Origin of the sequence: Streptomyces sp. NPDC057963, from assembly GCF_042887155.1 — a bacterium.
Classification (GTDB): Bacteria; Actinomycetota; Actinomycetes; order Streptomycetales; family Streptomycetaceae; genus Streptomyces.
This window is the reverse complement of sequence record NZ_JBHVPX010000004.1, coordinates 544687-568532: the sequence shown is the minus strand read 5'-3', so window position 1 is coordinate 568532 and position 23846 is coordinate 544687. Positions and strand designations below refer to the sequence as shown.

The 23846-nt window shown below is 69.8% G+C and carries 20 protein-coding genes and 2 pseudogenes; 5 read left to right on the top strand and 17 right to left on the bottom strand.

The features are described 5' to 3' along the window. Window positions 1–15: 15 nt before the first annotated feature. Both ACFVT1_RS12865 and ACFVT1_RS12860 read right to left on the bottom strand, forming a co-directional pair. A complete protein-coding gene (locus ACFVT1_RS12865; protein ID WP_389794537.1) occupies window positions 16–1140 on the bottom strand; it encodes a helix-turn-helix domain-containing protein in 1125 nt (374 codons plus the stop codon). Between the two features lie 252 nt (window positions 1141–1392). Further along, window positions 1393–2418: an ATP-dependent 6-phosphofructokinase gene (locus ACFVT1_RS12860; RefSeq protein ID WP_362204811.1), complete on the bottom strand. Its 1026-nt coding sequence runs from the start codon at window positions 2416–2418 to the stop codon at window positions 1393–1395. Window positions 2419–2727: 309 nt separating this feature from the next. On the opposite strand from ACFVT1_RS12860, the gene pta reads away from it, so the two are divergent. The 3 genes from pta to pyk all read left to right on the top strand — a co-directional run bounded on the left by pta (window position 2728) and on the right by pyk (window position 7668). Further along, window positions 2728–4854: a phosphate acetyltransferase gene (gene pta, locus ACFVT1_RS12855; protein WP_389794536.1), complete on the top strand. Its 2127-nt coding sequence runs from the start codon at window positions 2728–2730 to the stop codon at window positions 4852–4854. Between the two features lie 4 nt (window positions 4855–4858). After that, window positions 4859–6163 (top strand): acetate kinase, encoded by a 1305-nt coding sequence (locus ACFVT1_RS12850; RefSeq protein WP_389794535.1) that lies wholly within the window; start codon window positions 4859–4861, stop codon window positions 6161–6163. Window positions 6164–6237: 74 nt separating this feature from the next. Next, window positions 6238–7668, top strand: a complete 1431-nt coding sequence (gene pyk / locus ACFVT1_RS12845; protein ID WP_389794534.1) for a pyruvate kinase — start codon at window positions 6238–6240, stop codon at window positions 7666–7668. 152 nt (window positions 7669–7820) lie between these two features. Here the strand turns inward: pyk and ACFVT1_RS12840 are convergent, their stop codons facing one another. From ACFVT1_RS12840 to ACFVT1_RS12825, 4 genes are all read right to left on the bottom strand, one after another. Continuing rightward, window positions 7821–9128 (bottom strand): hypothetical protein, encoded by a 1308-nt coding sequence (locus ACFVT1_RS12840; RefSeq protein ID WP_389794533.1) that lies wholly within the window; start codon window positions 9126–9128, stop codon window positions 7821–7823. Continuing rightward, entirely contained in the window at window positions 9118–9687 is a 570-nt protein-coding gene (locus tag ACFVT1_RS12835) for a DUF6114 domain-containing protein (RefSeq protein WP_389794532.1), read from the bottom strand. The genes ACFVT1_RS12840 and ACFVT1_RS12835 overlap by 11 nt, the downstream gene beginning before the upstream one ends. Before the next feature lie 97 nt (window positions 9688–9784). Further along, window positions 9785–10438: a DUF6230 family protein gene (locus ACFVT1_RS12830; RefSeq protein WP_389794531.1), complete on the bottom strand. Its 654-nt coding sequence runs from the start codon at window positions 10436–10438 to the stop codon at window positions 9785–9787. Window positions 10439–11042: 604 nt separating this feature from the next. Beyond that, window positions 11043–12023 (bottom strand): tetratricopeptide repeat protein, encoded by a 981-nt coding sequence (locus ACFVT1_RS12825; protein ID WP_389794530.1) that lies wholly within the window; start codon window positions 12021–12023, stop codon window positions 11043–11045. Window positions 12024–12340: 317 nt separating this feature from the next. Here ACFVT1_RS12825 and ACFVT1_RS12820 point away from each other — a divergent pair, with 317 nt between their 5' ends. Then, on the top strand, window positions 12341–12970 hold the full coding sequence (locus ACFVT1_RS12820) for a TetR/AcrR family transcriptional regulator (protein WP_389794529.1): 630 nt from the start codon (window positions 12341–12343) through the stop codon (window positions 12968–12970). Between the two features lie 69 nt (window positions 12971–13039). On the opposite strand, the gene ACFVT1_RS12815 is transcribed toward ACFVT1_RS12820, so the two are convergent. From ACFVT1_RS12815 to ACFVT1_RS12800, 4 genes are all read right to left on the bottom strand, one after another. Next, window positions 13040–14740 carry a methylmalonyl-CoA mutase gene (locus ACFVT1_RS12815; protein WP_389794528.1) on the bottom strand — a complete coding sequence of 567 codons (1701 nt, stop codon included), beginning with the start codon at window positions 14738–14740 and terminating at the stop codon, window positions 13040–13042. Between the two features lie 109 nt (window positions 14741–14849). Next, the gene (locus ACFVT1_RS12810) at window positions 14850–15182 is read right to left on the bottom strand and encodes a DUF3817 domain-containing protein (protein WP_389794527.1); all 333 of its coding nucleotides are present in this window, start codon (window positions 15180–15182) and stop codon (window positions 14850–14852) included. Window positions 15183–15245: 63 nt separating this feature from the next. Then, the gene (locus ACFVT1_RS12805; RefSeq protein ID WP_389794526.1) at window positions 15246–15755 is read right to left on the bottom strand and encodes a MarR family winged helix-turn-helix transcriptional regulator; all 510 of its coding nucleotides are present in this window, start codon (window positions 15753–15755) and stop codon (window positions 15246–15248) included. A 110-nt stretch (window positions 15756–15865) separates the two neighbouring features. After that, on the bottom strand, window positions 15866–17308 hold the full coding sequence (locus tag ACFVT1_RS12800) for an MFS transporter (protein ID WP_389794525.1): 1443 nt from the start codon (window positions 17306–17308) through the stop codon (window positions 15866–15868). A gap of 81 nt (window positions 17309–17389) precedes the next feature. Here ACFVT1_RS12800 and ACFVT1_RS12795 point away from each other — a divergent pair, with 81 nt between their 5' ends. Further along, entirely contained in the window at window positions 17390–18388 is a 999-nt protein-coding gene (locus tag ACFVT1_RS12795) for a DUF5937 family protein (RefSeq protein ID WP_389794524.1), read from the top strand. Between the two features lie 94 nt (window positions 18389–18482). Here ACFVT1_RS12795 and ACFVT1_RS12790 read toward each other — a convergent pair. From ACFVT1_RS12790 to ACFVT1_RS12760, 7 genes and pseudogenes are all read right to left on the bottom strand, one after another. Further along, window positions 18483–18656: pseudogene (locus ACFVT1_RS12790) on the bottom strand (thiamine-binding protein); the annotation flags it as partial. Window positions 18657–18887: 231 nt separating this feature from the next. Continuing rightward, a complete protein-coding gene (locus tag ACFVT1_RS12785) occupies window positions 18888–19088 on the bottom strand; it encodes a hypothetical protein (RefSeq protein ID WP_389794522.1) in 201 nt (66 codons plus the stop codon). 78 nt (window positions 19089–19166) lie between these two features. After that, a complete protein-coding gene (locus ACFVT1_RS12780) occupies window positions 19167–20348 on the bottom strand; it encodes a helix-turn-helix domain-containing protein (RefSeq protein ID WP_389794521.1) in 1182 nt (393 codons plus the stop codon). 139 nt (window positions 20349–20487) lie between these two features. Continuing rightward, window positions 20488–21066, bottom strand: a complete 579-nt coding sequence (locus ACFVT1_RS12775; RefSeq protein ID WP_389794520.1) for a recombinase family protein — start codon at window positions 21064–21066, stop codon at window positions 20488–20490. 771 nt (window positions 21067–21837) lie between these two features. Next, window positions 21838–23226, bottom strand: a complete 1389-nt coding sequence (locus ACFVT1_RS12770; protein WP_389794519.1) for a recombinase family protein — start codon at window positions 23224–23226, stop codon at window positions 21838–21840. Between the two features lie 19 nt (window positions 23227–23245). After that, window positions 23246–23383, bottom strand: a pseudogene (locus ACFVT1_RS12765) (MTH1187 family thiamine-binding protein); the annotation flags it as partial. Then, window positions 23380–23730, bottom strand: coding sequence for a DUF3817 domain-containing protein (locus tag ACFVT1_RS12760; protein WP_362204754.1), 351 nt, complete (start codon window positions 23728–23730; stop codon window positions 23380–23382). The gene ACFVT1_RS12760 and the pseudogene ACFVT1_RS12765, both read right to left, overlap by 4 nt. Between the last annotated feature and the right edge of the window lie 116 nt (window positions 23731–23846).

The window sequence follows — 23846 nt, the reverse complement described above, 5'->3', positions numbered from 1 at the left end:
CCGCCCGCGCCGCCCTCAGCCGCCGACCGCGTCCAAGGCCGCCGGGCCGTCCGTCGCCACCGGGTCGAAGGAGAACAGGCTCCCCCGATCCGATCCGTCGCAGCCCCGCTGCACCATCTCGGTGCCGCGCTCCCCGCTCCCCGCCACGGCGCCGACGCACAGGCGGGTGTGGGTGGGCCGGATCCGGTACCCCTCGGCGGGGTGGCCCCGGGGCTCGATCCGGAACGCCTCCGCGGAGCCGCGGCGGCCGCACTCCTGGTCCTGCATCGGGGCACCGCCCTCCCGCATCCCGTTCCACACACCCGCGCAGCCGGGGCCGTAGTCCGGGTGCTCGGTGGCAATCCGCCAGACGCCGTCGCCCAGTGGCCGCAGCGAGAAGCTCGGGAGCGTCTCCCCGTCGCAGGGCACCTGGTAGAGCCGGCCGCTGTCGGACCCCCGCTTCTCGGAGAGGCAGAGCCCGGAGTGGACGGACCGGATCTGCACCGTCCGCCCCGCCACGGGCCCGGCGACGGAAGGGGACCCGGGTTCTTCGTCGCGTGCGAGGACGGCGACGGTCACCGCGGCGGCCGCGAGCACCAGCAGCGAGGCGGCGGCCACCAGCACGTTCCGGAACTGGCGGCGGCGACGGGCCGGAGACGCCCCGGCGGGCGGCTCGGGCGACCGCTCGGGCGGCACAACCGGGACCTCCCCGACCCCACCCGTACCACGCACGTCCTCGGGCCCACCCGTGCCACGCACGTCCCCAGCCCCACCCGTACCGCACACGTCCCCGGCCCCACCCGTGCCACGCACGCCCTCGGCCCCACCCGTGCCACGCACCTCCCCGGCCCCGCCCGCTCCCCCGCCCCGCCGCCCGTGCACGGCGAGTTCCTTGCGTACGGCAAGCCAGTCCTGCACCGCCGCGGGCCCGCAGCCGCAGGCCCTCGCGAAAGCGGCGAGGAGTTCTTCGCGCGGTACCGACGTACGCCCCAGCATGTTGGCGATCGTGGAGCGCGGCAGGACCTCCCCGGCCGCGTCCGCCCGCTGCGTCAGCTCGCGGAACGTCAGACCGGACGCGTCCTTGAGCAGCCGCAGCAGGGCGACGAACTCGGCCGCGCTCCGCGCCTCCCGAGGATCCGGAACCCTGTCCTCGACCACCATGCCCTGTGCCCTCCCCCGAATCGAGCGCCCGGACAGCGTTGGGACATGTCCCGGACAGGGGTAAGCCTTGTTGGTCCGGGCCGCCGGCTCAAGAGTGGATTCCGGCACCACGGCCGGTCCGGCCCGACCTCCGGAGAAGGCCCTGGGAGCCGGGGGGAACGGCAAGCGGCCCTGACCGTCCACGGGGGGACAGTCAGGGCCGCCGGCCGTTTCCTGTGAGGTTCCGGGGGCGCCGCCGCGCGCGTCCAGGGGTCAGAAGACCGACTCGGCCTCGTCCATCCGGGCCGCCGGGACCGTCTTGAGCTGGGTGATGGCGTCGGCGAGCGGCACCATCTCGATGTCGTTGCCGCGCAGGGCCGTCATCCGGCCGAAGTCGCCCCGGTGAGCGGCCTCCACCGCGTGCCAGCCGAAGCGGGTGGCGAGCACCCGGTCGTACGCGGTCGGCGTCCCGCCGCGCTGCACGTGGCCGAGAATGACCGGCCGGGCCTCCTTGCCGAGCCGGGTCTCCAGCTCGATGGCCAGCCGGTTGCCGATGCCCTGGAAGCGCTCGTGACCGTACTGGTCGATCTCGCCCTTGGCGTACGGCATGGAGCCCTCGGCCGGATGCGCGCCCTCGGCGACGCAGATGACCGCGAACTTCTTGCCGCGCGCGAAGCGCTCCTCGACCATCTTGACCAGGTCCTCGACCTGGAAACGGCGCTCGGGGAGGCAGATGCCGTGTGCGCCGCCCGCCATGCCGGACTCCAGCGCGATCCAGCCCGCGTGCCGTCCCATCACCTCGACGACCATGACCCGCTGGTGCGATTCGGCGGTGGTCTTGAGGCGGTCTATGGCTTCGGTGGCGACGCCCACCGCGGTGTCGAAGCCGAAGGTGCGGTCGGTGGCGGAGATGTCGTTGTCGATCGTCTTGGGGACGCCGACGACGGGCATTCCGGCGTCCGCCAGCATCCGCGCGGCGGTGAGGGTGCCTTCGCCGCCGATCGGGATGAGGGCGTCCATGCCGTAACGGCGGCTGAGCTCGGCACAGTTCTCGGCGGCCTCGCGCAGCCGGTCGCGCTCCAGCCGGGCCGAACCGAGGATGGTGCCGCCGCGGGCGAGGATGCCGCTGACCGCGTTGAGGTCGAGGGGGCGGAAGTGGCCGTCGAGGAGTCCCTTGAATCCGTCCTCGAAGCCGATGACTTCGTCGCCGTGACCCACCACGGCCCGGTGCACGACCGACCGGATCACTGCGTTCAGGCCCGGGCAGTCGCCGCCTGCGGTGAGAACTCCGATGCGCATCGTGCTGTATCTCCTGCTCGCTGGTGCCGTGCATTTCGGGGGTGACTACGGAATCCCCCGTACGAATCCCCCGTACTGTGAGCCACGTCGATTGTCCCACGTCAGGTCTGGACCTCGCGCTCCCCGCCGCTCCGGGGATGTCCGCACGGGTGTTCCGCCGGGTGCGGCAAGGCGTCCGGCGAGGCCCGGGGCGGGCCGTACGGCCCCTGGCGCGGGGCCCCTCTCCCGGCGGGCGGCGTCCAGGACCCCGCAGGTATCGTCAACATGGCAATACCATCCCAAACCGCAGAACTGGACGGGAGAGCACGCGTGACGCGCAGCGTGTACGTGACCGGGATCGACCGGGGAGACGGCCGCCAGGTCGTCGATCTGGGAGTCATGGAGCTCCTGACGCGTCAGGTGGACCGGGTCGGGGTGTTCCGGCCGCTCGTCCACGACGGACCCGACCGGCTCTTCGAACTCCTGCGGGCGCGCTACCGCCTCCCCCAGGACCCGGCATCGGCCTACGGCCTGGACTACCACGAGGCATCCGCGCTCCAGGCGGAGCAGGGCACCGACGAACTGGTCTCCCGGCTCGTGGAACGCTTCCATCAGGTGGCCCAGAAGTACGAGGTCGTGCTGGTGCTCGGCACCGACTTCGCCGCCACCCAGCTCCCCGACGAGCTGGCGCTCAACGCCCGCCTCGCCAATGAATTCGGCGCCTCGGTGATCGCGGTGGTCGGCGGGAAGGGCCAGACCGCGGAGTCGGTGCGGGCCGAGACCCGCAATGCCTACCGGGCGTACACCGGTCTGGGCTGCGACGTCCTCGCGATGATCGTCAACCGGGTGGCGGCCGAGGACCGCGATGCCATCGCGGAGCGGCTGACGGCCCAGCTGCCCGTCCCCTGTTCGGTGCTGCCGGACGACGCGGCGCTCTCCGCGCCGACCGTCGCCCAGATCACCGCGGCGCTCGGCGGCACGGTGCTGCTCGGCGACGATTCCGGGCTGGCCAGGGACGCGCTGGACTTCGTCTTCGGCGGTGCGATGCTGCCGACCATGCTGAAGGCGCTGACGCCGGGCTGCCTGGTGGTCACTCCCGGGGACCGGGCGGATCTGGTGGTCGGTTCGCTCGCCGCGCACAGCGCCGGGACTCCGCCCATCGCCGGTGTGCTGCTGACCCTGGACGAGCGTCCCGGCGAGGAGATACTCACGCTGGCCGCGCGGCTCGCACCGGGGACCCCGGTCGTCTCGGTGGTCGGCGGATCGTTCCCCACGGCCGGGCAACTCTTCGCCCTGGAAGGAAAGTTGAACGCGGCGACGCCCCGCAAGGCGGAGACCGCGCTGGGCCTCTTCGAGCGCCATGTGGACACCGCCGCGCTGCTGGACCGGATCTCGGTGGCCCGCAGCGGCCGCGTCACCCCGATGATGTTCGAGCACGAGCTGCTGGAGCAGGCCCGCGCCGACCGGCGCCGCGTCGTCCTGCCCGAGGGCACCGAGGAACGGGTGCTGCGCGCCGCCGACGTGCTGCTGCGCCGCGATGTCTGCGAGCTGACCCTCCTCGGCGACACCGACGTCATTCGCAAGAAGGCCGCGGACCTCGGCATCGATCTCGCCGGCACGCGGCTCGTCGACCCGCAGACCTCCGAGCTGCGCCAGGGCTTCGCCGAACGGTACGCGCAGCTGCGCGCGCACCGCGGGGTCACGGTGGAGCTGGCGTACGACGTCATTGTGGACGTCAACTACTTCGGCACGATGATGGTCCAGGAGGGGCTCGCGGACGGCATGGTCTCCGGGGCGGTGCACTCCACCGCGGCGACGATCCGTCCGGCGTTCGAGATCATCAAGACAAAGGGGGCCGAGCGAAGCTCGTCAGGCAGGGCGGTGGCGGGCGACGGGAGGGCGAAGCCGGACGCCTCGATCGTCTCCTCCGTCTTCTTCATGTGCCTCGCCGACAAGGTCCTGGTGTACGGCGACTGCGCGGTCAATCCGGACCCGGACGCGGCGCAGCTCGCGGACATCGCGGTGCAGTCGGCCGCGACCGCCGCCCGCTTCGGCGTGGAGCCGCGGATCGCGATGCTCTCGTACTCGACGGGCACCTCCGGATCGGGCGCCGACGTCGACAAGGTGCGCGAGGCGACGGAGCGGGTCCGCGCGAGCAGGCCGGACCTCAGGATCGAGGGACCGATCCAGTACGACGCCGCGGTGGAGCCGAGCGTCGCCGCGACGAAGCTGCCCGGCTCCGAGGTGGCGGGACAGGCGACGGTGCTGATCTTCCCGGACCTGAACACCGGCAACAACACCTACAAGGCCGTGCAGCGCTCGGCGGGCGCGGTGGCCGTCGGACCGGTGCTCCAGGGGCTGCGCAAGCCCGTCAACGACCTGTCCCGGGGCGCGCTCGTCCAGGACATCGTCAATACCGTGGCCATTACGGCGATCCAGGCGCAGGACGAGGAGTGAACGGATGACCACCCCGATCGCACAGGGCTCTTCCACGACGGGTGCGTACCGCGTGCTGGTCCTCAACTCCGGCTCCTCGTCGGTGAAGTACCAGCTGCTGGACATGCGCGACCGCTCCCGGCTCGCGGTCGGGCTGGTCGAGCGGATCGGCGAGGAGACCTCCCGTCTGGTGCACACCCCGCTGGCCGCACCGGAAGAGGGGGCCGCAAGGGCCTCCGTCGAGAGTGGTGGCGGGCGACGGGCGGGAGGCGCCGAGCCGCGCGAGCGCATCGGCCCGATCGCCGACCACGCGGCCGCGCTGAAGGCGGCGGCGGCGGAGCTGGCGGCCGACGGGCTGGGCCTGGACTCCCCCGTGCTGGCGGCGATCGGTCACCGGGTGGTGCACGGCGGGCTGCGGTTCACCGAACCGACCGTGATCACCGACGAGGTGCTGGAGGAGATCGAGCGCCTGGTTCCGGTGGCCCCGCTGCACAACCCGGCGAACCTCACCGGCATCCGCACGGCGCGGGCGCTGCGTCCGGACCTTCCGCAGGTGGCGGTCTTCGACACGGCGTTCCACACGACGATGCCGGAGTACGCGGCGCGGTACGCGATCGACGTGGAGACGGCCGACGCGCACCGCATCCGGCGCTACGGATTCCACGGCACCTCGCACGCGTACGTCTCCCGCAAGGCCGCCGGGCTGCTGGGGCGCACCCCCGAGGAGGTCAATGTCATCGTGCTGCACCTGGGCAACGGCGCCTCGGCGTCGGCGGTGGCGGGCGGCCGGTGCGTGGACACCTCGATGGGGCTGACCCCGCTGGAGGGGCTGGTGATGGGTACGCGCTCCGGAGACATCGATCCGGCCGTCACCTTCCACCTGAAGCGGGTCGCCGGGATGTCGACGGACGAGATCGACGAGCTGCTCAACAAGAGGAGCGGTCTGGTCGGGCTCTGCGGCGACAACGACATGCGGGAGATCCGGCGCCGGATCGACGAGGGCGACGAGCGGGCCGCGCTGGCGTTCGACATCTATGTGCACCGGCTGAAGAAGTACATCGGCGCCTATTCGGCGGTCCTCGGGCGGGTGGATGCCGTGGTCTTCACGGCGGGGGTCGGGGAGAACTCGGCGCCGGTACGGGAGGCTGCGATCGCCGGGCTGGAGGAGCTCGGCCTGGCGGTGGACCCGGATCTGAACGCCGTACGGTCCGACGTGCCGCGGCTGATCTCGCCGGACTACGCACGGGTCGCGGTCGCCGTGGTGCCGACGGACGAGGAGCTGGAGATCGCCGTCCAGACCTTCGCACTCGTCGGACAGGCCCACAACTGAGCACCCCCGCGCCCCTTTGTACCTTCCACCAGACGGAATATTCCGTAGCGAAACAAACCGATAGGATCCGCCTCATGCGCCGTTCCAAAATCGTCTGCACACTCGGTCCCGCCGTCGACTCCCATGAGCAGCTCGTCGCTCTGATCGAGGCCGGCATGAGCGTGGCCCGCTTCAACTTCAGTCACGGCAGCCACGAGGAGCACCAGGGTCGTTACGACCGGGTCCGCAAGGCCGCCGCCGAGACCGGTCGTGCGGTCGGTGTGCTCGCCGACCTCCAGGGCCCGAAGATCCGCCTGGCGAAGTTCGCCGAGGGCCCCGTCGAGCTGGTCCGGGGGGACGAGTTCACCATCACCTCGGAGGACGTCCCCGGCGACAGGTCGATCTGCGGCACGACCTACAAGGGCCTGCCCGGCGACGTCACCAAGGGCGACCCGATCCTGATCAACGACGGCAACGTCGAGCTGAAGGTCGTCGCGGTCGAGGGCCCCCGGGTGAAGACCATCGTCATCGAGGGCGGTGTCATCTCCGACCACAAGGGCATCAACCTGCCCGGCGCGGCGGTCAACGTCCCGGCGCTGTCCGAGAAGGACGTCGACGACCTGCGGTTCGCCCTGCGGATGGGCTGCGACCTGGTGGCGCTCTCCTTCGTACGCGACGCCAACGACATCAAGGACGTCCACAAGGTGATGGACGAGGAGGGCCGCCGGGTCCCCGTCATCGCCAAGGTCGAGAAGCCGCAGGCCGTCGAGCACATGGAGGGCGTCGTCATGGCGTTCGACGGCGTGATGGTCGCCCGTGGCGACCTCGCCGTCGAGTACCCCCTGGAGAAGGTCCCGATGGTGCAGAAGCGCCTGGTGGAGCTCTGCCGCCGCAACGCCAAGCCGGTGATCGTGGCGACCCAGATGATGGAGTCGATGATCACCAACTCGCGGCCGACCCGCGCCGAGGCGTCCGACGTCGCCAACGCGATCCTGGACGGCGCGGACGCGGTCATGCTGTCGGCCGAGTCCAGTGTGGGCGCGTACCCGGTCGAGACGGTCAAGACGATGTCGAAGATCGTCGTCGCGGCCGAGCAGGAGCTGCTCTCCAAGGGCCTCCAGCCGCTGGTTCCGGGCAAGAAGCCCCGTACGCAGGGCGGTTCGGTGGCCCGCGCCGCCTGCGAGATCGCGGACTTCCTGAACGGCAGGGCGCTGGTCGCCTTCACCAAGTCCGGCGACACGGCCCGCCGCCTCTCCCGCTACCGCGCGGCGCAGCCCATCCTGGCGTTCACCACGGACGAGTCCACCCGCAACCAACTCGCCCTGAGCTGGGGCGTCGAGGCCCACGTCGTGCCGCACGTGGACAACACGGACGCGATGGTCGACCTGGTCGACGCGGAGCTCCTGAAGCTGGACCGCTACAACGAGGGCGACACCATGGTCATCACGGCCGGCTCGCCCCCCGGCATCCCGGGCACGACGAACATGGTGCGGGTGCACCACGTGGGCGGCGGCGAGCGCGACTGACGCGTCCGGTACCCGTACGACGGTGGGCCGCACTCCTTTGGGAGTGCGGCCCACGGTCTTGATGCGGCTCCCGAACGGGTCGGTGTCGGCCAGGGTCTTCCGTTTGGATCAGGCCGGACCCCGCGAGCCCGGCGTGATCCGAACGAGAGGCCCTAGCTGTTGCCACCGGTGAAGTAGTTGTGCAGGCCGGGGACCTTGAGCGTGCCGCCGAACTGGCCCGCCTGGGTCACCTTGACCTTGGTGAAGAAGGCGAAGGGGACGTTCAGCGGCGGCGGGGTCTTCGGGCTGAAGGTGACCGGGATGAGGCCGAAGAGGTTGCCCTTCAGCTCCTCCGTGTACATCGTCACCTTGCCGTCGCGGATGGTGGACGTGGAGCCCTTCCGCGCCTGGACGTGGGCCGTGGTGCCGGCCGGGCCGACCGTCAGCTGGTGGAGGTCCTTGATGTCGACGGAGCTCGCGGTGAACTTCAGCACCTTCTTGACGGTGCCGTCCTGCGTCTTCACCTCGACGATGCCCTTGTAGTCGAGCCCGTTGAGGGTGAGCATCGAGCTGTCCAGGATCCACGGGTCGGTCGGCAGCAGCGGCAGGCCCGTTTCCAGGTCGGCTGCGGCCAGTGCCTCGGGGTCGGCGGTCGGGCACGGGAAGCGCTGCTTGGCGCCGTCCGGGATGTCCTCGTCCTTCTTGGCGTCGAGCCCCTTGGCGCTGTCGTCGAGCTCCTCGACCGGCCGGCCGGCCCGGTCCGCGGCGTCGCGGATGGCTGCGGCGGTCTTGTCGGCCGTCTCCTTCGCGGCGTCCGTGACCTTTTCCGCAGGCTTCTCCGCAGGCTTTTCCGCGGGCTTCTCCGCAGGCTTCCGTGCGGGCTTGGCGGCGTCGCTCTGCGACGGCTTCGGGGACGCGGTGGTGGCGCTCGGGGACGGGCTCGCCGCCTCCTTGCCCGGTCCGTCGAAGAGGTCCTTGAGCGCGTCGCCGAGACCCAGCGGGTCGAGCGGGTTCCTCGACTTCGTGGGCGTGGGCGAGGCGCTCGGCGAGGCGTCGGGGGCGTCGGCGGTCTTCGCCTCCGCCTCCGCGTCCGGCTTCGCGGCACCGCTCGCGGACGGGGGCGCCGAGGGCTCCGGTACCGTCGTGCCGCCCTTGTCACCGGAGTCGGTGGCGGAGGGCGACGGGGACGGCGACTTCGTCTCCGATGCGGACGGGGAGGGCGACTCGCTCGGCTCGTCGGAGCGGGTCACACAGGGGCCGGGCGCGAAGGGGATGTCCGGGTTGTCGTCGGCCAGCGCGAGCTTGGGGGTGAGCCCCATGCCCACGAAGACGGCCGTCGGCATCGCGGCGAGCGCGAAGGCCTTGCCCGCGGGTATGTGCAGCTTGGTCAGCAACGACTTCCTGGGGGCCGCGTGGCGCGGTCCGCTTCTCGTCCGGAGGTCCTCCCCGGCCGAGTCCAGCTGCGTCTCGTCACCCCGCACGATGCCTCCCGCCGTCGACCTCAACTGTCGTGTCGTACTGCTCCGGCTGCTGCTGGGGCACCGCCGCCGCGCTGTGGAACTCGGGTTCGGGCTCCCGCGTCCCGAAACCGGCGCCCTCGGACGTCCGGCCTTCCGCACCGGCGTCTTCGGGGTCGGGCTTCGGCTCGCCCGGGGCCCAGGAAATGGAGAGCGCTCCACCGAACAGGGCGAACAGGAAGCCGATCAGGAAGCCGCCGATGTTGGCGACGGGTATGGAGATCAGCGCCAACAGGATCGCGGCAACTCCGGCGAACACTCTCACGATGTGGTGGAACCACATGGTGAGGCCCAGCGTGATCAGCAGGATCCCGATGATCAGCGATCCCGCACCGGCGGTCGTGGACATCGCCAGCGTGATGTTGCCGAGGTGCATGTTGGCGTACGGGAAATACGCGATGGGTAGACCACCCACCATGGTGAACAGGCCCGCCCAGAACGGCCGGTTACCCCGCCAGGTGCGGAATCCCCGCCGGAAGACGCGGAGGTAGTGCTCGTTCTGCCCTGTGGACTCGGGGCTCATGGAAAACAGCTCCCTGGAACCGGTACTGCTGTGAGAAGAGAAGGGGCGGGCGGCCGGAGGTCCGTGGCGGGCACCCCGGCCACCCTGGGCACGTGCCCTAGTAGCAGGACTTGTCGCCGGACTTCAGCCGCAGGCTCAGGTTGCTGAGCTTGAAGGTGCCGGCGGTGGTCGCCCACGCCGTCTGCTGCACCTTGGTCAGCTTGGCTTCCTCGGCGCGCTGCGAGAAGCCGTTCGGGTTCGCCTGGGTGTGAGGCTGGATGCCTATCGACTCAGGGTTGTTCGGGTCCTTGAGGGAACCCGCGGCAACACCGATGTCGATGTTCTTGAACTCGGCGTCCGCGTCGAGCTCGGCGACGTCCAGGTACAGGTTGGTCGCCTGGACCGGCTTGTTCGGGTTCGTACCCGCGTTCAGCACCAGCGTGACGGTGCCGAGACCGAACGGAAGGTTCGGAGTGACCACCGACTGGCACATGTTGGTGATCGTGGCGTCGCTGAAGCCGGAGACGGCCACGGCGTGCGCCCCGTTCTTGCCCTCGGGGTCCGTGCCGGTCGCCACGCTGCCGTACTGCACGAAGTTGTGGCCGACGAGACTGTCCGCACTGACCTTGAAGCTCTGGCCGGAGACGCTGAACGAAGCCGCCAGCGCACCCTGCGCCAGGCCGACGCCCACCGCTGCGGTCGCCGCCACGCTCGGCACCATGACCAGAGCGAAACGCTTCCATCTGGTGCCGCCACGAACCTGGGAACTCATAATTTTTTTCCTCCTTCTCGGACGTACATCTCCGGTCCGGGCCTGGGCCCGTCCTGGGATGGGAGAAGTGCTACGTCCTCGGAAAGGAGAGCGCCCGCGTACGGAGGCAGGAACCGCGTCCGAATCACCGGCGATCACCCCCGAGCGACAACCACTGGCCACGCGTGCGCGCAACCGGTTCGGACAGGCCCTGCCGGACGGCAGGAACCCCCCTGTCCGGAGTCGGCGGCCCTGCCGCCGACCCACTCGGTGGGGACCCAACAGGGCCGCCGCGCCGACTGGCAGCCGGGCTGGCGTTATTGGACCGAGCGTGGCCGATCGTGGTGCATTCCCGCCCGTGGCACAAGGGGGATCGTTACTCGCTAGTAACGGCCCGATAACCGACGCGCGACCGGGTGGTACCGCCCGGCCACACAGGGTGGCGTCGAATGGAAGGACGAAAGGGAGAATCGAGACCCTTATGGGGACAGACCCCAAGGGGCCATTTACTGCGAGTAACAGGGCGTTCTTTTATCAAGATTTGGTAAAGCGAAGCCGTCTCTTATCGCCCTGCTCACGAAAACGGCCGTGACACCCCCGGGGGTGTCACGGCCGCGTTGTCACATCAGAACAAGACGCGTGCCAGCGCCGTGCGCGCGGCGACGACCCGCGGATCGTCGGGGCCGATCACCTCGAACAGCTCCAGCAGCCGCACCCGCGCCGCGTCCCGGTCGTCACCGAAAGTACGGCGCACCGTCTCGACGAGGCGCCCGAAGGCGTCCTCCACATGACCGCCGACGAGATCCAGATCGGCGGCCGCGAGCTGCACCGTGACGTCGGCCGGCTTCTCCGCGGCTTCGTTGCGGACCTGCTGCGGGTTCAAGTCCTTGACCCGGCCGAGCAGTTCGGCCTGGGCGAGACCGAGCTTGGCCTCGGTGTTGGCCGGGTCGTCGGCGAGGACGTCCCTGTACGCCTGGACGGCGCCGGGGAAGTCATTGGCGTCCAGGGCCTGCACGGCCGCTTCGAGCAGGGCGTCGTACGGCCCGGCGGGCACCTCGGCCGGCACCCGGCCCGCCTCCTCGGCGGCGTCCGCGTCCTGGTCGACGGCGATCCCGGTGAGACCGAACCGCTCCTCGCCGACCTGGATCAGCTGATCCAGCGTCTGCCGGATCTGGGCCTCGGGGGCCGCGCCCTGGAAGAGCGGGAGGGCCTGCCCGGCGACGACGGCGAAGACCGCCGGGATGCCCTGGATGCCGAACTGCTGCATCAGCATCTGGTTGGCGTCGACATCGACCTTGGCCAGCACGAAGCGGCCGTTGTACTCGTGGGCCAGGCGCTCCAGCAGCGGTCCCAGCTGCTTGCACGGCTCGCACCACTCCGCCCAGAAGTCGATGACGACCGGGACCTCGGTGGAGCGCTGCAGGACATCGCTCTCGAAGCCCGCCTCATCGACATCGATCACCAGGGCGGACGGCGGCACGGCACCGCCACCGCCCTGCCGGGCGGCCTCGGCACGGGCCTGCTCCGCCTTCACCTTGGCCTCGCCGGCCGCCTTCACCGCGGCGAGGTCGACGACGCCGCTCATGGACATGTTCCTAGGCTGCATGCGTACATCCTCCCCCCTCGGCGCACCGATACGGAAAGCGATACGGGAACCGCACCCGTCCGCGGTCCCCGCCGGCATGCGGGGGACACGGACAGACACGGTCCTAGGGCCCCTGAATGGCCCATTTCGGCGCCGGGTCCCCACCCGGTGCCTGCGGCTGTCGTTCGGTCGCGGCGTCACGACGGCAGGACCGTCTTCCTTACGCTACGACCCGTAGCGTAACTGTCCGGCACCCTTCGCGCATACGTACGTTCGGTGATCTGTCTCACGGTGAACGGGACCGGCCGGTCCTACTTACTGACCGGTATGGTCACGGCATGCTGAGCCGCAGCCACCCCGACCCCCCTCGAACGGGACGTCCGCGCAGTGCCGCGGCCGATGAAGCGATCCTGGAGGCCACCAGGGCCTCCCTGGTCGACCTCGGCTGGTCGAAGCTGACGATGGGCGATGTGGCGACGCGGGCGGGGGTGGCCAAGACCACCCTGTACCGGCGCTGGGCGGGCAAGAACGAGCTGGTCGTGGATGCCGTGGCGGTCCTCTTCGACGAGCTGGAACTGCCCGATCTGGGCAGCCTGTCGGCCGATGTGCAGGCGGTGGTGCTGCAGTTCGCCGCGCTGCTGGACCGGCCCGAGACCCGGACGGCTCTGATGGCGGTGGTCGCGGAGTCGACACGCGACGAGGCGCTGCGGACCCGGATCCGCGACTCGATCGTGAACCGGCAGAAGCGGCTGGTGCTCCAGGGGCGCCGACGGGCCGAGGAGCGCGGGGAGTTGCCCGTGGAGCAGGACGCGGCGCTGGCGGCGACGACCGCCGATCTGATCTTCGACGTGATCGCCGGCGCGGTCGTGCACCGGACCCTGGTGAGCGCCGAGCCCGTCGACGCGGACTGGGCCCGGCGCTTCACCGTGCTGCTGCTGGCGGGGCTGGCGGCGGCGGCCTGCGGGTAGCGGCCCCGTGGCGCCCTCCCGCGAGGGGACGGGCCACCGCCGCCGGCTGCGCCCACCGACGCCGGCCGGTCAGAAGCCGGGCGGCTCCGTGTAGGTGCCCCACTCGTCGCGCAGGACCCCACAGATCTCACCGAGCGTCGCCTCGGCCCGTACCGCGTCGAGCATCGGGCGGATCATGTTGGAGCCGTCGCGGGCGGCGGCGAGCATCGCGTCCAGGGCCGCAGTGACCCGCGCGTCGTCGCGGGCGTCCTTGCGGCCGCCGAGCACCCGGACCTGCTCGCGCTCGACCTCGTGGCTGACCCGCAGGATCTCCAGGTCGCCGGTGACCGAGCCGTGGTGGACGTTGACGCCGACGACGCGCTTGTCCCCCTTCTCCAGCGACTGCTGGTACCGGAAGGCGGACTCGGCGATCTCGCCGGTGAACCAGCCGTCCTCGATGCCGCGCAGGATGCCGGAGGTGATGGGCCCGACGGGGTGCTGCCCGTCGGGATGGGCCCGGGTGCCGCGCTCCTTGATCTGGTCGAAGATCTTCTCGGCGTCGGCCTCGATCCGGTCGGTGAGCTGCTCGACGTACCAGGAACCGCCCAGCGGGTCGGCCACGTTGGCGACGCCGGTCTCCTCCATCAGCACCTGCTGGGTACGCAGCGCGATCTCGGCGGCCTGCTCGGAGGGGAGCGCGAGGGTCTCGTCGAGGGCGTTGGTGTGCAGCGAGTTGGTGCCGCCGAGGACCGCGGAGAGCGCCTCGACCGCGGTGCGCACGACGTTGTTGTACGGCTGCTGGGCGGTGAGCGAGACGCCGGCGGTCTGGGTGTGGAAGCGGAGCCACTGCGCCTTGTCGGTCTTCGCGCCGTACGTCTCCTTCATCCAGCGGGCCCAGATCCGGCGGGCCGCGCGGAACTTGGCGATCTCCTCGAAGAAGTCGAGGTGCGCGTCGAAGAAGAAGGAGAGGCCGGGCGCGAAGGTGTCGACGTCCAGCCCGCGGGAGAGGCCGAGCTCCACGTAGCCGAAGCCGTCGGCGAGGGTGTACGCGAGCTCCTGCGCGGCCGTCGCCCCGGCTTCGCGGATGTGGTAGCCGGAGACGGAGAGCGGCTTGTAGGCGGGGATGTCGCGGGCGCAGTGCTCCATCAGGTCGCCGATGAGGCGCAGATGGGGCTCGGGCTGGAAGAGCCACTCCTTCTGCGCGATGTACTCCTTGAAGATGTCGGTCTGGAGCGTGCCGTTGAGCACGCCCGGGTCGACGCCCTGGCGCTCGGCCGCGACCAGATACATGCAGAAGACCGGGACGGCGGGGCCGCTGATGGTCATGGACGTCGTGACATCGCCGAGCGGGATGTCCTTGAAGAGGACCTCCATGTCGGCCGCGGAGTCGATGGCCACACCGCAGTGCCCGACCTCGCCGAGCGAGCGGGGGTCGTCGGAGTCGCGGCCCATCAGCGTCGGCATGTCGAAGGCGACGCTGAGCCCGCCGCCGCCCGCGGCGAGGATCATCTTGTAGCGCTCGTTGGTCTGCTCGGCGTTGCCGAAGCCGGCGAACTGGCGGATGGTCCAGGTCCGGCCGCGGTAGCCGGTCGGGTGGAGGCCCCGGGTGAAGGGGTACTCACCGGGCCAGCCGATCCGCTCGAACCCCTCGTACGTGTCCCCCGGCCGGGGGCCGTACACGGGCTCCACGGGATCGCCGGAGAGTGTGGTGAAGTCCGCGTCACGCTTGCGGGCCTTGTCGTAACGGGCCTGCCAGCGGTGGCGGCCTTCCTCGATCGCGTCAGCGTCCATACCATCGAATTTACTAGGACGTCCTAGTAAATGTCGATGGCAAACCGCCCGGTGCTTCGCACGGGGCGGTTCGGGTGGTGCGGTGCGGCCGGGATCCCGGCCGGGTGGTTCAGGCCTGGGCGGTCACGGGGGAACCGTCGGCGAACAGCGGCTCGACCTCCCGGACGACCTTGCGCTCGACGAAGAACGCGGCCGTCGGGATGGTGCCGGAGATCAGTACCCAGAGCAGCTTGCCCACCGGCCACTTCGCCTTGGAGCCCAGGTCGAAGGCGAAGATCAGGTAGATGATGTAGAGCACACCGTGGATCTGGGAGACGACGAGCGTCAGATCCTTGCCCATCTCGAAGCCGTACTTGAAGACCATGCAGGTGCAGAGCACCAGCAACATGACTGCGGTGACGTAGGCCATCACCCGGTACCGGGTCAGCACACTGCGTTTCATGGCATCGAGCGTAACCGGACGCCCGGGGCGATCTTGCAGCGGGCCGGGCCCCGAAATGGTGTTCTACGACTCCTCGAAATCATGGGCCGCGACCCGCAGCGGCCGCAGCATGGCGAAGATCTCCGCGCACTCCTCGGCGTCGTACACCCCGAGCCCGAACTCCATGTCGACCAGGTCCTTGGTCGCCGCCTCGACGACCTCACGCCCCTTGCCGGTGATGGAGGCGAGGGTCCCGCGGCCGTCGTTGGGATTGGGGCGCTTGGCCACCAGGCCCGAGCGCACCAAGCGGTCCACGGTGTTCGTGACGGAGGTGGGGTGGACCATGAGCCGCTCACCGATCTTGGACATCGGCAGTTCACCGGCTTTGGAGAAGGCGAGGAGCACCAGTGCCTCGTAGCGCGCGAAGGTCAGTCCGTACGGTTTGACGACCGCGTCGACCTCCGCGAGCAGGATCTGCTGCGCGCGCATGATCGAGGTGATCGCGCCCATCGAGGGCACGGGGCCCCAGCGCTGCCGCCAGAGTTCGTCGGCGCGGGCGATGGGATCGAAGGGGAGACTGAGCGGCTTCGGCACGCCAACGACCTTACCCACTGGTCATATGCTGGTCAGCCCCGTCTCGAACTTCGGTCCGAATGCGGAGGGCGGGTACGGTCCGCACGGGCGGCGGGCGCGGTTCCGCCGCGTCACGGCGCGGTTCTCCCGGCGTCCGCGACGGTGCCTCCGGCGCCCGGCGCAGTCCCCCCGGCGCCCGGGGCGGTTCCTCCGGCACCGGGGGCGGTTCTCCTGACTTCCCGGACGAGGAGCAGCACGCAGAGGGTGCCGACCGCACCGGCTCCGGCGATCACCTGGTGTACGGGGAAGAATTCCGCGGCGAGTCCGGCGAGGGCCATGCCGACGCCCTGGAGCGTCATCAGTCCGGCGGTGAGCAGCGTCATGGCCCGGCCGCGCAGCGGCTCCGGGACAGCTGCGACGAACCACTGGTCGAGGCCGATGACGTACGCCCCGGCCGCCCCGGCCACCACCAGCGCCGGCACCGCCGCGGCCAGGCCGGGGCGCATCCCGTACACGATCAGGGGCAGCAGTCCCACGGCGGCGGCCGGCAGCACGATCAGGGAGCGCAGCCGGGGGGCCGGCGCGGTGCCCACGTACAGCTCGGCGGTGATCTGGCCGACCGGCATCGCGCACATCAGCAGCCCGAGCGCGGCCGATCCGACCCCGATCTCGTCCGCGTACGGAGCGGCGAGCGCCTCCGGCGCGACGACGAACAGCGGGGGCACCCAGAAGAGCAGCATCAGCGCTCGGATCCGGCGGTTTCCGAGGAGGCTGCGGGCTCCGGCGAGCGACTCCTTGAGCAGGGTGCCACCGCCGTCCCGGCCGGACCGGGCCGGCCGGGCACGGGTGCCGAAGCGGAGCAGGGCCGCCGAGCAGAGGAACGTCACGGCGGTGATCGTGATCGCCCCGCGCGGCGAGAACACCGCGAGCAGCACCCCGCCGGCACCGAACCCGGCGAGCAGCGCGCTCTGCGAGACGATCCGCAGCAGCGAACGGCCGAGGACGAAGCGTTCGCCCTCACCCAGGATGTCGGTGAGGGCGGCCATCCGCGTCCCGGTGAAGACCGGCGAGACGGCGGCGATCAGGCAGCGCAGCGCGAGCAGCGCGCCGACCGGGGTGCCCGGCAGCACCATCACGGCGACGCACCCGGCGCAGATCAGATCGCAGGTGACGAGGACCCGGCGGGCGGGGTACCGGTCGGCGACCCCGGCGAAGAGCGTGCCGCCGACGAGGTACGGGAGGAAGCCGAGCGCGAAGGTGAGGGCGCTGAGCAGGGGCGAGCCGGTGAGGCCGTACACGAGGACGGTGAGGGCGAGTTCGCTGACGACGACGCCGAGGAGGGAGAGCAGATGCGCGGCGAAGACCGCCCGGAACTCCCGCACGGCGAAGACGGCACGGTAGCCGCGGGGGGCGGTGGCGGGCGGAACCGTCGCGTCCGTCTCCTCGCGGGAGCCGTCGGCCTCGCGGAGGCGGTTGTCCCCAAGGGGGCGGTCGGCCTTGCGGGGGCGGTTGTCCCCAAGGGAGCGGTCGTCCTCGCGGGAGCGGTCGGCGGAGTTCTCGGTGTCTGTCGGCATGGACGCAGCCTGCTGGGCCGCGGCGGCCGTCCGTAGACTTTCGGCCCACGCCGAAACTTCGCGAGCGGGGGTCTGCCGTCCATGTCCTTCCAGTTGCACCTCGACGAGAGCGATCTGCTCCGCTGCCGGTTCGCGCTGTCGCCGCTCGGCGAGACCCAGGCCGCCGTACGGGTGCTGGGCCGGCCCGAGCGGCACGGGTACCACCTGCCGTGGCTCCGGTTGATCCGGGACGCGGCCGCCGGGCTCGATCTCGGGCCGCTCTGGCTGCTGATGGCACGGCGCGGCCACAACCCCGACTTCTTCAGCCCGCCGCCGCCCGGCCCGGTCACCACCTTCGAGGAGGAGATCGCGGCGGTGCGCTCGATCGATCCCGGCCTCGCCCGCCAGGACCTCGCGCTGGCGCTGGCGAGCCGGCCGCAGGTGCTGCACTCCCCCGCCGGTCGGGCGATGCTCGCCGACCCCGCCCGGACCGTCGGGGAACTGGCCGATCTGCTGGAGCGGGCCTGGCGGGTGCTGATCGAACCGCACTGGCCGCGACTGCGCGCCCTGCTGGAGGCGGACATCGCCTACCACTCGCGGCGGCTCGCCGCGGTCGGCTTCGAGCGGCTGCTGGGTGAGCTGAGCCCTCAGCTGGGCTGGTCGGAGTCGACACTCACCATCGTCGGGACGCACGGCCGGCACACCCGGGTGCTCGGCGGACAGGGCCTCGTCCTGATCCCCAGCGTCTTCTGCTGGCCGGACGCGGTCAGCGGCTTCGAACCCCCGTGGCAGCCCGCGATCATCTATCCGGCGCGCGGGATCGGCGGACTGTGGACGGATCCCGCCGACCGCACCCCGCAGGAGCTCGCGCGACTGCTCGGCCGGGGGCGGGCCGACGTCCTGTGCGCGCTCGACGAACCGGCCGGGACCACCGCCCTCGCGCACCGGCTGGGCCTCGCGGTCTCCTCCGTGTCGGAGCACCTGTCGGTGCTGCGTGCGGCGGGGCTGCTCACTTCGCGCCGCTACGGGCATCAGGTGCTGTACGAGCGGACCCCGCTCGGGATCGCCCTGGCCGTGCCGGAGCACCGGGCGCGGGAATGACCCGGCGGATACGGCAGGGCGGGACCGGAACGGGACGAGCCCCCGGCTCCAGGGCCGGGGGCTCGTCGGTTCGCGAAGCGGACGGACGGGGGGATCAGTCCGTCCCGGCGAGGTAGCGCTCGACCGTCTCGACCTTGGATGTCAGTCCGTCGGTGACACCGGGGCGGATGTCGGCCTTGAGTACGAGGGAGACGCGTCCGGCGCGCGCCTCGACCGCGGCGACGGCCCGCTTGACGACGTCCATGACCTGGTCCCACTCGCCTTCGATGGGTATATCTGGAGTACACAAGATTGCCCACGGCCTACGGAGCGCGCCTCACGTCACCCGGGGGCACCAGCCACTCAGCACCCCCACCCACGGGCCACAGGAACGCCGTAGGGCGCTTGCGTCGCAGCCCCGGGGGCTCAGCGGGGTCCTCATAGTCCGGGATCACGTCGCGCAGGATGCCGACACGTCCCGCAGCGTCCTCCACCCGAGCGCCGATATCCGCCCGCGCGATCACCCGTGCCCCTCGGGATGCCGCCGCATGTAGACGTTGCAGTCGGACACGGTGGTCATGTCGCCCCCGGTACGGGCACGGTCCCGCACATTTGCGAGTTCGGTGCAGCCCGGACACCCCTCCACCGGGGTCGGCTCCAATTCCATACGTAACGGCAGTTCAACCGGCATGGTCTGGTAACGCGTCGGTTCGGTTGTCATGCCAAGCGACGCTAGAGATCACCTCAACCAGCGGCAATGGCAGTTCTATTCAAGATCAACAGGAAGTACCACGTAGTGTCACGTGGGCAGCCCCACCGTGTCGGCGAGGGAGCGCATTTCCTCCGTGAGCGTCCGCCGCTTGGCCACGATGTGGCCGAGGATGTCACGGGCGTAGCGCTGGTTCGGCAGCCACTGAGGGGCAGCCTCGCGGACGCTGGTCAAGGTGTCGACGGCTTGCCCGTACTGCCGTGTCCTGGCGTACGCGTTGGCCACGTCGAGAAGGTGACGGTTGCGGTTGTTCGACGTGGGGCGAAATCCTCCCGTTGGGATCTTCGCGGCAAGCTTGAGCACCACATCCGGACGGTCCAGAACCATGGCGTTCTCGGTCCGCTTGAGCGTCACCGTGACGGGACCGAACGCCCGCAGGAAATCATCACTCGGGGCGAATTCCCGTCCCAGCGCTACGGCGGCGGAGTGGGCAAACCTCAGCGCGTCTTCAGCCTCTTCCGTTCGGTTGTCCCGTACAGCGGCAGCCGACAGGCGCAGCAGTAACCAGCCCCACGCGCTGAGTTCGTCCGGGGTGGCTCGCGAGAGCCGGGGCTCCGTATCGTCGGCCCACTGGGTGGCCAGCTCTCGCGCCTCGTTGAGCTTGCCCTGTCGCAGCAGCAGCCAGCACATCGTGCTGACCGTGGACGCGCCTTGTAGACGGTCAGCAGAGCCATTCAGCGCGGTATCCAGACACCACTCGGCAGCTTCGAACTGCCGGGTCTGTGTGAGAAGCCAACCGGTGAGTTGCAACAGCCGCACCCGGACGGCGCGCCCCTGGGGGGTGAGCTGCGCCACCGTGTCGGCATCCCGCAGCAGTGGGGGCAGCAACGTGCGCAACTCCGTGAACCTGTCTCCGGAGAACAGGGGCACGGCGGCACTGAGCGCGTCGCGCACCCCCTCCACAGTCGGCGGTTCTTCCAGTTCGACCATGCGTCTCAACGGGGCGGCAAGCGCCTCCCTGACGGCTGCCCACTGGTCAAGGGTGGCCGTGTTCGCTCCGTCTTCCGTCGACTCCGCCACGAGGCGCATGGTGGGCACCCCGAGCGACGCAGCGAGCCGACGCACGGTCTCCAGACGCGCATCCTGTCGCTCGCCCTGTTCGAGCTTGCGGATGAGCGATACAGACACGCCAGACTCGCGCGCTAGTCCCTGTTGGGTCATCCCTCGACGTTTGCGAACGTCTCTGAGCTGGTCACCCAAGTTGGCAGGCATGAGCCGAGAGTACGCCTCTGAACACGGCGCCGTAGGACGCCCGCTCGGTGGGTACCGTCGCGGTTGCGGGCACCTCTGGACCGGACACGAGAAAGACCGCCCACCCTGTCGGTGAACGGTCTCTCAGAGCGGAGCCGGATCACTCAGTGTCGGCAAGCGCGCGGTACAGCGTCGCGCGGGACACGCCAACCGCCTTGGCGACCGCCGTGACGCTCTCACCCTTCGCACGGCGCGCCTTGGCGGCGGCAAGCTTGTCGGCATCCATCACGACCGGACGCCCACCCGTACGCCCCTGCGCCTTGGCAGCATCGAGACCCGCACGCGTCCGCTCCTGAATCAACGAACGCTCGAACTCCGCCATGGCGCCAACGACTTGAAGCATGAGACGACCATCCGGGGTGTTCGGATCGATGCTCGCCAGCGCACCCGTAAGCACCTTGAACCCGACACCCCGCGCGGCAAGAGCATCCACCATGTTCACCAGGTCGATCAGCGACCGCGCGAACCGGTCCAGCTTCCACACACACAGGGTGTCCCCGGGGCGGACGTAGTCGAGAACGGCCGTCAACTCCGGGCGCTCCGTGTTCTTCCCGCTCGCCTTGTCGGTGAAGACCCGGGCGCAACCCGCTTCCTTGAGCGCATCGAGCTGCAACTGTGCTTCCTGGTCGTCCCCTGAGACTCTGGCGTATCCGATGAGGTGTCCCGTGTTCGTGTCCATGACGAGACTGTCTCATAACCCGTCTCAGAACCAAAGGGGTTTGCGGCAGGTTTTGAGACGGGTTTTGAACGCCGATCCGGACCTCTGGGGGCGTTCGGCGGACCGTCTCGTAAACCATCGTTTGATGGACGCCTCATCGGTCGCCACGCTGCGCCACAACCGCACACGCACTCCCTCAATCGCCAGACCCGTACCGACCGAGAGAAGCAGACACCTAACGATCACCCGGGTCGCCCCGGCGGGGTCACCCGCCTCCCCCTCACCCACCCGTGCACAAAATGCCAAACTGACCCCCTATTTCACTTTCCTCTAACGCGCGTTAGAGAGAGATAGAAATAGGGGGTCAGTTTGGCATTTTGGACCATCATAGTGACACACGGTGACGGATGGGGAGGATTCGCTACCCGACGTAGCAATTCCGCGAAAAAGTCTTCAGTTGCCACGCGAGAGTTTTCCCTCCCTGCCGCTCAGGATCAGGGAGTAGCGGGGGTACCCGCCTGGGTGCACCCCGACCGGCCAGCCGTCCAAGCAGCCGCCACTACCGTCCATCCGAGGGTGACAGCGAGACCGTCACGATGACGAAATGACGGAACAGACCCATGATCTGTTTTTCTCTAAGTTTTCTATGCGCAACCAAAAAAGCAGGGAGAACCGTCATTCCGTCATCGCTCCGCCGCTGAGGAGCAGCGAGCCAGCAACGCCCCAGGAAGCGCGAACGGCCCGCCACTGGGGGAATCCCAGCAACGGGCCGCGAACGGCGCTCAGGCAGGCTTACAAGCCTTCCTGCGTAGCGATGTCGTCCAAGAGGTCCTGCCGGATCTCCTCAGGATCGACCGGACCCCAGGTGATTTCAAGGCGCTCCGCCCGTTGCTTCGGGTGCAGCGTCACCGTGAGATGCATTGTTTCAAGCAACCGGCTCTTACCCGCATCATCCAGCGCCGCCCACGCTTCGCCCATGGTGCGGCCAGTCGGTGTGGCCACTTCGCGAACTTCGGGGTCATGTGCGGCCACCAGCGCGGCATAGGCGGCTTCGAGCTTCGCGCCCATCTCTTCGTACGTGCCCATCATCAGCGGTCCGGCCGTCGCCATCTGAGCACCGATGCGCGCCGCCTGCTCCTGAGCTTCGATCATTTCCGCCGAAAGGTCGTTGCCGCCTTCAAGGTGAACGTTGACTTCATTGAAGCGTCCCCACACCTTGAGAAATTCGGCCTCAACCCGCCGGTCAAGGGTCTCTGCGTAGATGGTGACGTGACCAGCCTTGCATCTGTAGAGCCGCACCCCCTTGTCGCTGGTGCCCCCGTTCAACCGACCGTCACAGCGGTGACAGAACGCCATTCCGGCACATAGGGGCGCTGCCTGACGAGGAGCACGGTCAGCCCCGGTCGCAAGGTCGAGCATCCGTTGGCGGACCGCCATCAGTTCAGCGGCAGACAGGATCGGTTCGGCGAACGCGACCGGGGTCACCCCGTCAGCGGCCACGACCAGCTTTCCCTTATGGGCGCGCTGTCCCCGGAACGTCGGCGCCTTGAGCATCCGTCGCCACTGGGGTTCGCTCAAGCCAGTCGTGCGCGCCGTTCCGGCGACGGTGCCCCCGTCGATCAACTCCCTCACCGCAGTGCGAACTTGAGCGGCTTGGGCGTCGTCGACCTCAAGGTATGCGGCACCGTCCCGGCGGACCGTCTTATACCCGAACGGTGCACGTCCGGCCCCCCAGCGCCCCAAACTGCGCCGGGTCTCGTGCCCTTCGCTGATTCGGGCGGAGATCATCCCCCGTTCCCACTCAGCGAGCGAAGCAAGAACGGTGGCGACCATGCGACCGGTCGGAGTCAGCGTATTCACCGTGTTGTCGGTCGTGGCAAGCCGTATGCCCGCAGCCTCAGCCCACGCCACGAGACGAAGGAACTCCGCGACCGACCGGGCGAAGCGATCCAGCTTCCACGTGATCACCACGTCAGGGCGGGCCGCCATGAGCGCACGGAGCCCGGGGCGTTCTTCAATGGGCTTCGCGCCGCTGACGTTGTTGTCCACGTACTCGACGGCGTCAGCGGGGTCATGGCCGTTGGCGGTCAGCCATCGGCGGCAGGCAACACGCTGGGTGTCAAGTGAGGCGCTGTCGTCGGCCTCACGGGACAACCGTAGGTAGATCGCTACTGAGGTCATGTACTCAAAGCTACGCGCGCTCACCTTCGACGGAGGTGAACATGGCGTCCGTACGGTTGGGCAGTCCGGACTCGCGGACGACCCGGACGGCGTCGGCGACGTACTCCCCGACGTCCTCGCCGACACCCAGCGGACTGACCGAGAACGCGACGATCATGCGCTGACCACGCCTTCCCGGCGGGCGCGGGCGGCGATGACGCCGTCGGCCTCGTAGCGCTTGAGCAGCTTGTCGCCGTACAGCCCGCCGAACGGCAGCAGCGCGAGCAGGAAGAAGAGCGCGACCCGCTTCAGCGGCCACTTGGTCTTGGACCAGACGTCGAGCAGCAGGACGGCGTAGAGCACGAAGAGCACGCCGTGCAGGATGCCGAGCGGCATCATCAGGAAGTCGATGTCGGAGACCCGGCTGAGGATCGAGCCAAAGATGATGAGCGCCGGGAAGGAGAGCGCCTCGGGGATCGAGATGAGGCGCAGCCGGTGCAGGGCGGTAGCGGTCTTGATGTCCACGAGGGCACCTTCGGTGGGAGGGTCGTCACGGCTTGTGAATACGGGCACAAGCGCGACCCATTGTGGCATCGGTACGGGCGGCTCTCGGTGCCGGGGCCCGTGTGCCGCCGGTCACG